Origin of the sequence: Pseudomonas sp. P5_109 (genome assembly GCF_034009455.1) — a bacterium.
GTDB lineage: Bacteria > Pseudomonadota > Gammaproteobacteria > Pseudomonadales > Pseudomonadaceae > Aquipseudomonas.
Genome location: NZ_CP125380.1, coordinates 4,678,783 through 4,693,329, shown reverse-complemented (window position 1 = coordinate 4,693,329; position 14,547 = coordinate 4,678,783). Strand labels below are relative to the sequence as shown.

6 protein-coding genes are annotated in these 14,547 nt (G+C 63.6%); 4 read left to right on the top strand and 2 right to left on the bottom strand.

Annotation, left to right across the window (positions count from 1 at the left end):
- Positions 1-518: 518 nt before the first annotated feature.
- Genes QMK54_RS20905 through QMK54_RS20895 form a run of 3 tightly spaced genes read left to right on the top strand, consistent with a single transcriptional unit; the run spans position 519 to position 4,907 of the window.
- A complete protein-coding gene (locus tag QMK54_RS20905) occupies positions 519-2,240 on the top strand; it encodes a type I secretion system permease/ATPase (RefSeq protein ID WP_110660277.1) in 1,722 nt (573 codons plus the stop codon).
- A gap of 7 nt (positions 2,241-2,247) precedes the next feature.
- The gene (locus QMK54_RS20900) at positions 2,248-3,582 is read left to right on the top strand and encodes an HlyD family type I secretion periplasmic adaptor subunit (protein ID WP_110660278.1); all 1,335 of its coding nucleotides are present in this window, start codon (positions 2,248-2,250) and stop codon (positions 3,580-3,582) included.
- Positions 3,579-4,907, top strand: coding sequence for a TolC family outer membrane protein (locus QMK54_RS20895; RefSeq protein ID WP_110660279.1), 1,329 nt, complete (start codon positions 3,579-3,581; stop codon positions 4,905-4,907). The genes QMK54_RS20900 and QMK54_RS20895 overlap by 4 nt, the downstream gene beginning before the upstream one ends.
- Positions 4,908-5,007: 100 nt before the next feature.
- Here the strand turns inward: QMK54_RS20895 and QMK54_RS20890 are convergent, their stop codons facing one another.
- Complete coding sequence (locus QMK54_RS20890; RefSeq protein WP_320401264.1) at positions 5,008-6,843, bottom strand: tetratricopeptide repeat protein; 1,836 nt, start codon at positions 6,841-6,843, stop codon at positions 5,008-5,010.
- A gap of 82 nt (positions 6,844-6,925) precedes the next feature.
- Positions 6,926-13,459, bottom strand: coding sequence for a hypothetical protein (locus tag QMK54_RS20885; RefSeq protein WP_320401263.1), 6,534 nt, complete (start codon positions 13,457-13,459; stop codon positions 6,926-6,928).
- A gap of 398 nt (positions 13,460-13,857) precedes the next feature.
- Here QMK54_RS20885 and QMK54_RS20880 point away from each other — a divergent pair, with 398 nt between their 5' ends.
- Positions 13,858-14,460, top strand: a complete 603-nt coding sequence (locus QMK54_RS20880; RefSeq protein WP_110661212.1) for a class I SAM-dependent methyltransferase — start codon at positions 13,858-13,860, stop codon at positions 14,458-14,460.
- Positions 14,461-14,547: the final 87 nt, after the last annotated feature.

Below are 14,547 nucleotides of genomic sequence, written 5' to 3'. Positions count from 1 at the left end.
CCCATGATGCCGGGCTTCTCTTGCCAATCGGCATTATTTTGATATTATCCGCGCCATCGAATTTGCAGCACCCAAAGACTTCATTAGCCTGAAGATACAAGCCAGAAAAACTGGCAAATAAAAGACCCGGCCCAAAGCCGGGTTTTTTATTTCTTAAAGCCTTTCTATTCCCCCATCCCCCCATCTAAAAAACGCAGTCGATCTGAGCCGTCATTTGCATCAGATTTGACCCGCACGCTTCGCGGACATGACCGCAGAGAACGCTCCAAAGACGACTTCCTCAGAGTACGACGTATGCCTGCCCATGCCTGCGTCGACCCGGCCCGGACGACTGCTCGTCGGCCCATCGAAAACCCACTCAAGATCGCCTCCTTCAAGCCGATGGAGTAAAGGTGCCAACTGGACTCAAGCAGTTCATTAACAAGGGGCAAAGTGCTAGCATCGCCGCCGCGCAATCCCCCCCCGGGCATCAACATAACCGTCGTCTTTCCCAACGCTTTTTTCATCTTTCGGACTTTATGCGATTTTTCCTAGATCCCCAGCGAGATATCGATGCAGCGTTGCTACGTTATCGCCGGCTGTTCGGCGTGTTGGCACTGTTCAGCGGGGTGATCAACCTGCTGATGCTGGTCCCGTCCATCTATATGATGCAGGTTTTCGACCGCGTCCTGACCAGTCGCAATGAAACCACGCTGTTGATGCTGAGCCTTATCTTGCTCGGGTTCTTTGCCCTTGGCTGTGTGCTGGAGTGGGTGCGCGGCCAGGTGATGATCAAGATGAGCGCCGGCCTGGACACTCAGTTGGGCGAGCGGGTATTCGATGCGGCGTTCGAGCGTAGCCTGAAGGAGCACAGCTCCAACCCGGCGCAGGTTCTGAGCGATTTGAACAGCATCCGGCAGTTCGTCACAGGTCCCGCGCTGATTGCTATCTTCGATGCGCCGTGGCTGCCGATCTATGTCATCGCGACGTTCCTGTTCCATCCCTGGCTTGGGAGTTTCACTGTCATCGGCTCGCTAATTCTTGCCGGGCTGGGCGTCTGGAACGAGATGACCACCCGCAAAAGCATGAGCGAGGCCAACCGTTTGTCCGTGGCGTCTTCCAGCTACGTGAACAGTACCTTGCAGAACGCCGAAGTGATTCAGGCGATGGGCATGCTCGCGCCCTTGCGCCAGCGCTGGTTCAACGTGCAGCAGCGGGTCATTACCGAGCAGGGTGAGGCCAGTGACCGCAGTTCGCGGATCGCTGCGCTGACACGCTTTGTGCGCATGACCTGGCAATCGCTGGCCCTTGGCCTGGGCGCCATCCTGGTGATCGAGAACCAGATTTCCGCCGGGGTGATGATCGCCGTGTCGGTATTGCTGGGACGGGCCATGGCGCCGGCCGAAGCGCTGATCGGTTCGTGGAAGCAGATGGGTAACGCCAAAAGCAGCTACGAACGCTTGAACCGCCTGCTCGGCGAATTTCCCAAAACCGCACCAGGCATGCCCCTGCCAGCGCCGACCGGGGCCCTTAGCATCGACCGCCTGGTGATCATCCCGCCGGGCATGCACAAGCCTGCGGTCAATGGCGTGACTATCAGCCTGGCCAAGGGCGAAGTACTGGCGATCATCGGTCCGAGCGCGTCGGGCAAGTCTTCCCTGGCGCGCGCGATGGTCGGCATCTGGACTGCCAAGCAGGGCTCGGTACGTCTGGACAGCGCCGAGGTCGGCCAGTGGTCGCGCGCAGCGCTCGGCCCGCACCTGGGGTACCTGCCGCAGGACATCGAGCTGTTCGATGGCAGCATCGCCGAAAACATCGCGCGTTTCGGCGAGGTGGACGCAGGCAAGGTCATCGCAGCGGCGCAACTGGCTGGTATCAACGAGATGATCCTGCACTTCCCCAAAGGCTATGACACCTTGCTCGGGACTGGCGGGCTGGGGTTGTCCGGCGGCCAGAAGCAGCGCATCGGCCTGGCCCGCGCGTTGTATGGCCAGCCGGCTCTGGTGGTGCTCGACGAGCCCAACTCCAACCTCGACGATGCCGGTGAAGCGGCGCTGGTGCAGGCCGTGCGCAAGCTCAAGGCCGAAGGCAGCACCGTGGTGCTGGTCACCCACAGGCCGAGCATTCTTGGCGCGGTCGACAAGCTGTTGTTCCTCAAGGACGGCGTACAAACCCTGTTCGGCCCGCGTGACCAGGTGCTCAAGACCCTGGTGCCAGCGACGCCGGCAAAAGCCGTCGAACTCCGTAATCAAGAAGCCTGAGGCGTCAATGCAAGCCAGTTCGACCGACATTTCGACCCCCGAGAACAAGCCCAATGCGGATGCCGCGGGCATTGCCAGGATCGGTGTGTGGTTTTTGCTCCTGGGCCTCGGCGGGTTCCTGCTCTGGGCCTGCCTGGCGCCACTTGACCGCGGCGTGGTCGGTAGCGGCACGGTGGTGGTTTCCGGCGAACGCAAGACCGTGCAGTCGCGCACCGGCGGCACCATCGACAACATCCTGGTACGTGAGGGCGACCAGGTACAGCAGGGGCAGATAGTGATGCAGCTCAACACTGTCCAGGCCAAGTCGCAACTGGATGTCGCCCTGGGCCAGTGGCTCGGCGCTCGCGCCGTCGAGGATCGGCTGATGGCCGAACGCCTGAACCGCGACACTGTGCAGTGGTCCGCAGCATTGCTGGCCCGCGCCGGCGACCCGCGTGCCGTCGCGGCGATGGAGCTGCAAGGCTATCTGTTCGCCACCCGCCGTGCCGAACTGGCCAGTCGCATGCAAATCAGCCAGCACGAAATAGCCTCGCTCAAAGAACAGCTCCAGGGCTTCGAAGAGATCAAGCGCAACCACGCCGTACAACTGCAATTCCAGCAGCAGGCGCTCACGGGGCTGCGGGAACTGGCCCGTGAAGGTTATCTGCCACGCAACCGGCTGTTCGAAGCCGAAAGCAGTGCGGCGCAGTTGGGCGCCCAATTGGCTTCGAGCGTTTCCGATATCGGCCGCACGCGCCAGGCGATCAATGAAAGCGAGCTCAAGGCGCTGCAACAGGGACAGGTCTTTCGCAGCGACGCCGAGTCGCAATTGACCCAGGTCGTGGCGCAGACATCGAGCCTGATCGACCAGATCAAGTCATTGGAATTCGAAGTCAACAGCGCCGCAATCGTCGCGCCCGTCGCCGGCCAGGTGATGGGCATGACCGTGCACACCGTCGGCGGCGTCGCCCCCGCGGGCCAGCGCCTGATGGACATTGTCCCGCAAGGTTCCAGCTGGGTGGTCAAGGCGCAATTCCCGCCGATGATGGCCGACCGGCTCAAGCCGGAGCTGCCGGTCGATCTGCGTTTCGGTTCGTTGCAACGGATCCACACCCCGGTGATCGTCGGCAAGGTGCTCACGGTGTCGGCCGACCAGTTGATCGACGAACACAGCGGTTCGCCCTACTTCTCGGTGGAGGTCTCGGTCAGTCCCGAGGCGATCATCCATCTGCGCGAGTTGGGCCTGGACGTCAAGCCAGGCATGCAGGCTGAAGTCCTGGTCAAGACCGGCGAACGCACCCTTGCCAACTACTTGATGCAGCCGGTGACCGAACGTATGGCTGGCGCTTTCAAGGAAGAATGACCGTGTCCGTACGTATCGCCTTGCTACTCTCCGTGTTCTGCTCGTGCCGGCTGCTGGCGGCTGAAGCGCCGTTGTCACTGGTCGCTCTCTACGACGCCTCGCGGCTCAACGATGCGACCTACCAGGTTGCCAACCATGACTACGAGGCATCGCGCCAGGAAGAGGCTATCGGCCGCAGCGGCTTGCTGCCTCAGGTCGCCATCAACTCACGCTACGGTCAGGGTGGCCTGTTTGAACACCAGTCATCGACCAATAGCCAGGACGATCAGTACGCTTCCGACAGCATTGCCCTGTCGGTTATCCAACCGCTGTTCGACAAAGGCCGCTGGGCCTCCTACGAACAGGCCAAGGCGCGTGGGCAACTGGGCGGAGTCCAGCACGAAGGTGCCGACCAGGAGTTGTTCGATCGCGTGGTGCAGGCCTATTTCGATCTCGCCCAGGTGGAAAACGAACTCAAGCTGACGACCCAGCAGAAAGCCTCGGTCGAAGAATTGGCCAAGCAATCCCGACGCTTGTTCGAAGCCGGTGAAGGCAGCATCACAGACCTTGAAGAGGCTCAAGCCCGGCTCGATTCGATCCGCGCCCTGGAAATTCAGTTGCAGGCCCAGCATCGCGCGGCCCTGCGCAAGCTGGCGGGCCGCGCCGGGATTACCGTCAGCGAGATCCCGCAGATGCAAGAGCAGGCACCGGCCGCCGCCTTGCTTGCACCCGAGCAGGACCTCGACTATTGGCTGATCAAGGCCGACCAGACCGCGTCTGCACTGGGCATCAGCCGTGCTTCGATCAAAGTGGCCGAAGCCAACCTCAAGCAACAGAAGGCCGGGCACTACCCGACCGTAGCACTGAGCGGCCGGCTCGCACGGGTCGGCCAGAGCGACCTGAACGAAACGACCCAGCGCCAGTCGACCTACTACGTGGGCGTCGTCATCGATATCCCTATATACCAGGGCGGCGGGGTCAGCGCTTCTACCGAAAAGGCCCGTGCTGCCCTGGAGAGTGCCCGGTCCGGCTATGAGGTCCAGCTCCAGCAAATGAATGAGGACCTCGAGCTCAACTACCTGGGGGTGGTGGCGGGCTTCGAGAAAATCAAGGCGCTGGTGACCGCCGTGCGATCCAGCCAGACCGCCCTGAAATCCGCGGAAAAAGGCTATGAGGCCGGCGTGCGCTCGACGGTCGACATCCTCGACGCCCAACAGCGCCTGTTCTCTTCAAAGCGTGACCTGCTCGATACCAAGCTGGCGATGCTGCAAAGCTATGTCAACCTGCACACCCACACCGGCCTGATGACCCGCAACGAGCTGGAAAAGGTCCAGGGGTTGTTCTGATCAACTGTAGGAGCGAGCTTGCTCGCGATGGTCGTTAACGATAACGCGTGTTTACTGACTAAACGTGGCGCTCTCAAGTCCATCGCGAGCAAGCTCGCTCCTACACCCGGCCAGGCGCGACACTGCTGATCGCGTCCTCGAAATCCCTGACGAAGCGTGGGGTGTCGAACAGCGCCGAGTGCTCGCGGCCCTGGTGCAGACGCTCACGCAAGCCGGGCAACAGATCCGCCTGGGTCGCCAGTTCGACGGCACGCTCTTCGTACTCGGCCAGCGTGGTGGTGATCAGCTCCGGCAGGTCCAGCGCAGTCAGCAGGCTGCCAGCCATGCGTGAGGCAAACGTGCGTCCCGAGCGGGTCAGCACCGGCAGGCCCATCCACAGGGCATCGTTGGCCGTGGTCCCGGCGTTGAACGGGTACGCATCGAGGAACAGATCCGCGGCACTGTAGCGGGCCAGGTATTGCGCTGGTGCGACCCGCGGGGCGAACAGCAGGCGAGCCGGGTTCACGCCATGTGCCTCGGCCCTGGCGCAGAGGTTTTCCTGGGCCCAGGGGTTGTCGGCCAGCAGCCACAACACACTGTCGGGCGCGCGGTGCAGGATGCGCATCCAGCAGTCGAATACTTCTTCGTTGAACTTGTAGTTGTTGTTGAACGAGCAAAACACGAAACGGTCTTGCGGCAAGCCGCACTCGGCGCGGGTCGGCAGCGCCGCAACAGGTCGTTGGCGATCGCTGCACTGGTAGATCTGCGCCAGGTACAGCGGTGTTTCGCTGTAGTACGCCTTCTCGCTGTCGGGGATCAGGTAGCGATCGGCGATTACATAATCGATGCCTGGCAGCCCGGTCGACCCGGGAAAGCCCAGGTAGGTCATCTGCACCGCAGCCGGGCGGAAGGCCGGAATGTCCGGACGGGCCCCGGACGTCAGCCCATGCAGGTCGATGAGGATGTCGATCTCATGGTCGCGGATGCATTGCGCGGCAGCGGCATCATCCATGGCGTCGATGCGCACGAAGTGATCCATTGCCTGCCTGACCCGTTCGCGCAGGGGCGAGCCGTCTTCGCGGGTCCAGCAAAAACCGTACACCTCGAAGCGCTGCCGATCGATCAGTTCGAACAGCTCCACCGTCAGCAACGACACCGCATGCAGGCAGAAGTCCGAGGACAGGAAGCCGATGCGCAGCTTCTGGTGGCCATAGCCCTGGGCCGGAGCCAGGGCGGGTACCCGTACATTGACCCGTTCCTTGACGAAGTGCACCGCGGCGGCCAGTTGCAGGCCAGGGTCATCGCTGCCGGCGAGCAGTGCCAAGGGCGAGGACGCCTTGAACAAGTCGCCACGGGTCAAGCCCGCCGGTGGCTCATAGACCGGCCAGACGCATTGTTTCTGGCGCAAGTGCACCCAGTGCTGAATCACCTTGGGTTGATGCGGGTCGACTTCCAGACTGGTGCGCAGGATGGCTTCGGATTTCTGCAACTGCCGGGTTTCCTCGAACAGGCGGCCCAGGTTGTTGCAGGTCATCAGGTACAGCTCGCGGCTTTGCGTGGCGTCGACCAGCCGGTCATCGAGCAACGACTGCCAGATGGCCAGGGCCTCCTGCGGTTTGTTTTGACGCTCCAGAAGCGTCCCCAAGTTGAACCACGCCTGGGCGAATTCCGGGTTCTGGGCAATGGCGGCGCGATAGGCTGCCTCTGCGGCCTCGATCTGCCCCAGTTGCGACAGCGTGGTTCCCAGGTTGAACTGGATAATGTAATTGACCGACGAATGGCAGTGCTGCAGCCAGCGCTGGTAGAGCGCAGCGACATCGGTGATGCGCTGCGCGCCATTGAGCCGGTCTGCGGTTTCGAGCAACTTCATCGGTTCCAGAGCGACGCCCTCGGCCAGCTGCAGGGCTGCGGCCAGCACGATATCGAGGTTCGGGCTCTCAAGATTCTGTCTAGGCATTTGCGCGACGATCTCTTCCAATAAAAAAATACCGAGCTCTTTCGAGCCCGGTATCGGATCAGTCAAGGTTTACCACTGAAACTCAGTGAATCCAAGTCTGCACGTCGGTTGCGACCAACAACTGGACGTCGCCGTCGTTGAACACGTTGTAGCTGGCGCCATCGACCGTGGTGGTTCCGGCCGCCTGCCAGTGGCCACTGTCGCCAGTGATGTTGACCGTGTCGTTATGGTCACCGTCGATGATCATCTGCACCGGTGCCGCGGCACCGCTGGCCACATCCACCTGGCCAGCCTGGCCGAGCTTGGCGACTGTCTCTGCATTGACGGTCAGTACGCTGGCCTTGCCGCCATCGGTCGACAGATCGATGGCACCCAGGGAGTGGGCATCGACTTTCGACGAATCCAGCTTGGTCAGGTCCAGGGACTGATTGCCATTGGCGTCGGTGCGGAACCAGACGTCGGCGATCGTATGGCTCTGGCCATCGCTGGTTTGGTAGCTGCTGTCCAGACCGATCAGGTTGCCATGGTTGAGCTCAGCGGTCTTGGCCACATCCAGATTGAACTGGGTGATGCCCAGCTCCTTGAGGGTGTGCATCTCGCCCTTTTCACTGACGCCATCGTTGTTGGCATCGACCCAGACTTGCAGCGCCGAGAACAACTGGTCAGCCGAGTTGAGCGCGCCGTCATGGTTGCTGTCGAGGCTGACGAGTGCTTCGAAGCCGTCCTTGGCCAACGAACCGTCCGGCAGACGGAACGAGGAACCGAACAGCTCGGAGCCATCGTTGACCTGGCCATCGCCATTGAGGTCGAGTGCCAGCAGGCCGTCACCGCCAGCGGTCCAGCCAGTGGCTTCCTTGTGGCCGTCGGCATTGAGGTCGAACTTGACGCCGTTGCTCAGGTGGGTGGTCTGCACGCCATCGCCGTTGAGGTCCAGGACCAGCGGCGTGGACAGGGCCAGCGCGTCGATCTGGGTGGCGGTCATCGCCTGCAGTTGCGCGGTGGTGAACGAATCAACCTGGGTCATCGACAGGTGCGACAGTTGCGCCGTGGTCAGGACTGCGGCTTGCGCCGTGGTCAGTGCCGCGACTTGCGCCGTGGTCAATGCCGCCATGTCGGTGGTTTCGATCGCCACGATCTGCGCGGTGGTCAGGGCCGCCACATCGGCGGTTTCCAAGGCGCTGATCTGGGTCGGCTTGAAGGCCGCGATCTGCGCCGTGGTCAGTGCCGCGACCTGGGCAGTGGTCAACGCTACCAGCTGGGCAGACGTCAGCGCGCCGATATCGGCGGTTTCCATGGCCGCCACTTGCGTGGTGGTCAGGGCTGCAATCTGGGTCACCTTCAGCGCCGCCACTTGGGCGGTGGTCAGGGCAACTACCTGGGCGGTGGTCAGGGCCGCAGTCTGCGCGGTGGTCAGGCTGGCAGTGTCGGCCACTGTCAGCGCGGCGATGTCCGCGGTTTCAAAGGCCGCCACTTGCGTGGTGGTCAATGCCGCCGTTTGGGCGGTGGTCAAGGCCGCCACCTGAGCGGTGGTCAGCGCCACGATGTGGGCGGTAGTCAGCGCCGCTACATCGGCGGTTTCCATGGCGCTGATCTGGGCCGGTTTCAATGCCGCCACTTGTGCCGTGGTCAGTGCCGCGACCTGGGCGGTGGTCAAGGCCACCAGTTGAGCGGAAGTCAGGGCGCCAACATCGGCAGTTTCCATGGCCGCCACTTGCGTGGTGGTCAAGGCAGCGACTTGCGCGGTGGTCAGAGCGGCCACCTGAGCGGTGGTCAACGCCACCACCTGGGCGGTGGTCAAGGCGGCCACGTCGGCGGTTTCCATGGCACTGATCTGGGTCGGTTTCAGTGCCGCCACTTGCGCTGTGGTCAGCGCTGCGACCTGAGCAGTGGTCAGGGCCACGACGCTGGCGGTGGACAGCGCGCCGACATCGGCAGTTTCCATGGCCGCCACTTGCGTGGTGGTCAGTGCAGCTACCTGGGCCGGTTTCAGCGCGGCCACCTGGGCGGTGGTGAGGGCCACGACCTGGGCGGTGGTCAGGGCAGCGGCTTGCGCGGTGGTCAGGGCAGCGATGCTGGTCGCTGGCAAGGCGGCGATGTCAGCGGTTTCGATGGCCGCCACTTGCGTGGTGGTCAAGGCCGCCACTTGTGCGGTGGTCAGTGCCGCCACCTGGGCGGTGGTCAGGGCCACTACCTGAGCCGTGGTCAAGGCGGCCACGTCGGCGGTTTCCAAGGCGCCGATCTGGGTCGGTTTCAGAGCCGCTACTTGTGCCGTGGTCAGTGCCGCGACCTGGGCAGTGGTCAAGGCTACCAGTTGGGCAGAAGTCAGGGCGCTGACATCGGCAGTTTCCATGGCTGCCACTTGCGTGGTGGTCAGGGCTGCGATCTGGGTCACCTTCAGCGCCGCCACCTGGGCGGTAGTGAGGGCCACGACCTGGGCGGTGGTCAGGGCAGCGGTCTGCGCGGTGGTCAGCGCGGCGACGCTGGCCACTGGCAAGGCTGCGATGTCAGCGGTTTCGATGGCCGCCACTTGCGTGGTGGTCAACGCAGCCACTTGTGCGGTGGTCAGAGCGGCCACCTGGGCGGTGGTCAGGGCCACGACCTGGGCGGTGGTCAGCGCCGCGACGTCGACAGTCTGCAGGGCGCTGATCTGGGTCGGTTTCAGTGCCGCCACTTGTGCCGTGGTCAGTGCCGCGACTTGGGCAGTGGTCAAGGCGACGACACCCGCGGTGGTCAATGCACCGATATCAGCGGTTTCAATGGCCGCCACTTGCGTGGTGGTCAAGGCAGCCACTTGCGCGGTCGTCAAGGCAGCCACCTGGGCGGTGCTCAACGCCACCACCTGGGCCGTGGTCAAGGCGGCCACGTCGGCGGTTTCCATGGCGCTGATCTGGGCCGGTTTCAGTGCCGCCACTTGTGCCGTGGTCAGTGCCGCCACCTGAGCGGTGGTCAGGGCCACGACGCTGGCGGTGGACAGCGCACCGATATCGGCAGTTTCCATGGCCGCCACTTGCGTGGTGGTCAGTGCAGCCACTTGGGCCGGTTTCAGCGCGGCCACCTGGGCGGTGGTGAGGGCCACGACCTGGGCGGTGGTCAGGGCAGCGGCTTGCGCGGTGGTCAGCGCAGCGATGCTGGCTGCTGGCAAGGCAGCGATGTCAGCGGTTTCGATGGCCGCCACTTGCGTGGTGGTCAAGGCTGCCACTTGCGCGGTGGTCAGTGCCGCCACCTGGGCGGTGGTCAGTGCTACCACCTGGGCGGTGGTCAAGGCGGCCACGTCGGCGGTTTCCAAGGCGCTGATCTGGGTCGGTTTCAGTGCCGCCACTTGTGCCGTGGTCAGTGCCGCGACCTGGGCAGTGGTCAGGGCTACCAGTTGGGCAGAAGTCAGGGCGCCGACATCGGCAGTTTCCATGGCTGCCACTTGCGTGGTGGTCAGTGCAGCCACTTGGGTCGGTTTCAACGCGGCCACCTGGGCGGTGGAGAGGGCCACGACCTGGGCGGTGGTCAGGGCAGCGGTCTGCGCGGTGGTCAGCGCGGCGACGCTGGCCAGTGGCAAGGCAGCGATATCAGCGGTTTCGATGGCCGCCACTTGCGTGGTGGTCAAGGCCGCCACTTGCGCGGAAGTCAGTGCCGCCACCTGGGCGGTGGTCAGGGCCACCACGTGAGCCGTGGTCAAGGCGGCCACGTCGGCGGTTTCCAGGGCGCTGATCTGGGTCGGTTTCAGAGCCGCCACTTGTGCCGTGGTCAGTGCCGCGACCTGTGCAGTGGTCAAGGCCACCAGTTGGGCAGAAGTCAGGGCGCCGACATCGGCAGTTTCCATGGCCGCCACTTGCGTGGTGGTCAGTGCAGCCACCTGGGCCGGTTTCAGCGCTGCCACCTGGGCGGTGGAGAGGGCCACGACCTGGGCGGTGGTCAGGGCCGCGGTCTGCGCGGTGGTCAGCGCGGCGACGCTAGCCGCTGGCAAGGCAGCGATGTCAGCGGTTTCGATGGCCGCCACTTGCGTGGTGGTCAAGGCCGCCACTTGCGCGGTGGTCAGTGCCGCCACCTGGGCGGTGGTCAGGGCCACGATCTGGGCGGTGGTCAGCGCCGCGACATCGACAGTCTGCATGGCACTGATCTGGGTCGGTTTCAGAGCCGCGACCTGGGCGGTAGTCAGTGCCGCGACCTGGGCCGTGGTCAAGGCGACGACACCAGCAGTGGTCAATGCACCGATATCAGCGGTTTCGATGGCCACCACTTGCGTGGTGGTCAAGGCAGCCACTTGCGCGGTGGTCAGGGCAGCCACCTGAGCGGTGGTCAACGCCACCACCTGAGCGGTAGTCAATGCCGCTACGTCAGCGGTTTCCAGAGCCGCGATTTGAACCGGAGTCAGTGCCGCGACCTGGGCGGTGGTGAGCGCCGCGACCTGGGCGGTGGTCAGGGCCACGACGCTGGCGGTGGTCAGTGCGGCGACATCGGCGGCCTGCATGGCCGCCACTTGCGTGGTGGACAGTGCAGCGACCTGGGCCGGTTTCAGCGCGGCCACCTGGGCGGTGGTGAGGGCCACGACCTGGGCGGTGGTCAGGGCAGCGGCTTGCGCGGTGGTCAGCGCGGCGACGCTGGCCACTGGCAAGGCGGCGATGTCAGCGGTTTCGATGGCCGCCACTTGCGTGGTGGTCAAGGCAGCCACTTGCGCGGTGGTCAGTGCAGCCACCTGGGCGGTGGTCAGGGCCACGACCTGGGCGGTGGTCAGCGCCGCGACGTCGACGGTCTGCAGGGCGCTGATCTGGGTCGGCTTCAGAGCCGCCACTTGTGCCGTGGTCAGTGCCGCGACCTGGGCAGTGGTCAAGGCTACCAGCTGAGCGGAAGTCAGCGCGCCAACATCGGCAGTTTCCATGGCCGCGACTTGCGTGGTGGTTAAAGCAGCCACTTGCGCGGTGGTCAGTGCCGCCACCTGAGCGGTGGTCAGGGCCACGACCTGGGAGGTGGTCAGCGCCGCGACATCGACAGTCTGCAGGGCGCTGATCTGGGGCAGTTTCAGTGCCGCCACTTGTGCGGTGGTCAGTGCCGCGACTTGAGCAGTGGTCAAGGCGACGACACCAGCGGTGGTCAATGCACCGATATCAGCGGTTTCCATGGCCGCCACTTGCGTGGTGGTCAGGGCTGCCACTTGCGCGGTGGTCAGGGCGGCCACTTGAGCGGTGGTCAGTGCCACCACCTGGGCGGTGGTCAAGGCGGCCACGTCGGCGGTTTCCATGGCACTGATCTGGGTCGGTTTCAGTGCCGCCACTTGTGCCGTGGTCAGTGCCGCGACTTGAGCGGTGGTCAGGGCGACGACGCTGGCGGTGGTCAGCGCGGCGACATCGGCAGTTTCCATGGCCGCCACTTGCGTGGTGGTCAGTGCAGCCACTTGCGCCGGTTTCAGCGCGGCCACCTGGGCGGTGGTGAGGGCCACGATCTGGGCGGTGGTCAGGGCAGCGGCCTGCGCGGTGGTCAGGGCGGCGATGCTGGTCGCTGGCAAGGCAGCAATGTCAGCGGTTTCGATGGCCGCCACTTGCGTGGTGGTCAAGGCCGCCACTTGCGCAGTGGTCAGTGCCGCCACTTGGGCGGTGGTCAGGGCCACTACTTGAGCCGTGGTCAAGGCGGCCACGTCGGCGGTTTCCATGGCACTGATCTGGGTCGGCTTCAGAGCCGCCACTTGTGCCGTGGTCAATGCCGCGACTTGGGCAGTGGTCAGGGCGACGACGTCAGCGCTGGTCAGTGCGGCGACATCGGCGGCCTGCATGGCCGCCACTTGTGTGGTTGTCATTGCAGCCACTTGGGCCGGTTTCAGCGCGGCCACCTGGGCGGTGGTGAGGGCCACGATCTGGGCGGTGGTCAGTGCAGCGGTCTGCGCGGTGGTCAGCGCGGCGATGCTGGCCACTGGCAAGGCAGCGATGTCAGCGGTTTCGATGGCCGCCACCTGGGTGGTGGTCAGGGCAGCGAGCTGGGTGGTTTTCAGCGCGGCGACCTGGGCGGTGGTCAGGGCCACTACCTGAGCCGTGGTCAAGGCGGCCACGTCGGCGGTTTCCAGAGCACCGATCTGGGCCGGGGTCAGTGCGGCGACCTGGGCAGTGGTCAGTGCGGCGACCTGAGCGGTGGTCAGGGCCACGACGCTGGCGGTGGTCAGCGCGGCGACATCGACGGCCTGCATGGCCGCCACTTGCGTGGTGGTTAGCGCTGCGACTTGCGTGGTTTTCAGCGCGGCCACCTGGGCGGTGGTGAGGGCCACGACCTGTGCGGTGGTCAGCGCTGCGGTCTGGGCGGTGGTCAGGCTGGCGAGTGAGGCAACGGGCAGCGCAGCGATATCCGTCGTTTCGAAGGCAGCGACTTGCGTAGTCGTCAGCGCAGCGATCTGCGTGGTTTTCAGTGCAGTGACCTGAGCGGTGGTCAGAGCTACGACCTGCGCGGTGGTCAGTGCCGGTACCTGCACGGCCGAAAGCACGACAATGTTCGGTGTGGTGATGACCGCGATCTGCGCAGTGGTCATCTGGGCGATCTGAGCGGTGCTCAAGGCGGCAATATCCTGGGTCGCAAGCCCAGCAATGGTGGTTGTACTCAGGGCAGCGACTTGCGCTGGGGTCAACGAAGAAATAAAGCTCATGAACGCATCCTGTTTAGGGGTCATTTACGGCGCTGCCAGCGTTGTCGCCGTAGCCTTGGGCGAAAATTTGGTAGCCCTCGTGTCATTAGCGACACATTCAGTGAAAACATTAAGAATCTTTTTGGTGGCTTTTTGCCTTTTTTAAACTTTTAGTTATAAAAATACTTCGCTTTATAGGCTTGAATAGTAATGATTTGATGCTATATGGCCACTATCGTGGGTTCACGCCATTCGTTGCGAGCTGACCAAACGGCACTCCGTTGTGCTGCCATGACCTTGACCCTTGCCCAGCACTTCCCCTAGTGTGCGCGGGCGTCCGTTGGCAGGCATTGGCCAGCGGAACACGCCCCCATTTCCCCTTTTGCCATCCGGCAAGGGCCTTGATCGAGTAACTGATTGTGAAAACCTTCCTCCATGTAGGTTGCGGTCCAAAGAGCAAGAACAGCACGACCAAGGGCTTCGCCTCGGAGCAATGGCAGGAGCTGCGCTTCGATATCGATGAGAGTGTCAATCCGGACATCGTCGGCACCATGACCGATATGTCCCAGGTCAAGGACGCTTCGGTGGATGCGCTGTTCTCCAGCCACAACATCGAGCATCTCTATCCCCATGAAGTGCCGGTAGCCCTGGCGGAGTTCAAACGAGTTCTCAAGCCTGGCGGCTTCGTGATCATCACTTGCCCGGACCTGCAATCGGTGTGCGCTCTGGTGGCCGAAGACAAGCTGACCGAGGAGGCCTACCTTTCACCGGCCGGCCCGATCGCGCCCATCGACATCCTCTACGGCCATCGCCCGGCCATGGCCAACGGCAACGTGTTCATGGCGCACCGTTGCGGTTTCACCAAGAAGGTCCTGACCGGCTCCCTGCAAGCGGCCGGCTTTGACATGGTGCTGCCGATCCAGCGCGCCCATCCGGCCTATGACCTGTGGGCGGTGGCGGCACTTGCGCCAATCTCCGAGCAGGAAGTGGTGGCGATCGCCAACCAGCATTTCCCTGCCTAAGCCATGCTCACTAGCGGGCCCGGCATGCAGGGCTCGTCTTCTCTCAGCAGATATTGCGGGGGACGCATCGGGATGGCTTGTCTAATC

Excerpts from the sequence above, each read along its gene's own strand:
- QMK54_RS20905 (WP_110660277.1), top strand. The coding sequence starts at position 519 with ATGCGATTTTTCCTAGATCCCCAGCGAGATATCGATGCAGCGTTGCTA.
- QMK54_RS20900 (WP_110660278.1), top strand. The coding sequence starts at position 2,248 with ATGCAAGCCAGTTCGACCGACATTTCGACCCCCGAGAACAAGCCCAAT.
- QMK54_RS20895 (WP_110660279.1), top strand. The coding sequence starts at position 3,579 with ATGACCGTGTCCGTACGTATCGCCTTGCTACTCTCCGTGTTCTGCTCG.
- QMK54_RS20890 (WP_320401264.1), bottom strand. The coding sequence starts at position 6,843 with ATGCCTAGACAGAATCTTGAGAGCCCGAACCTCGATATCGTGCTGGCC.
- QMK54_RS20885 (WP_320401263.1), bottom strand. The coding sequence starts at position 13,459 with ATGAGCTTTATTTCTTCGTTGACCCCAGCGCAAGTCGCTGCCCTGAGT.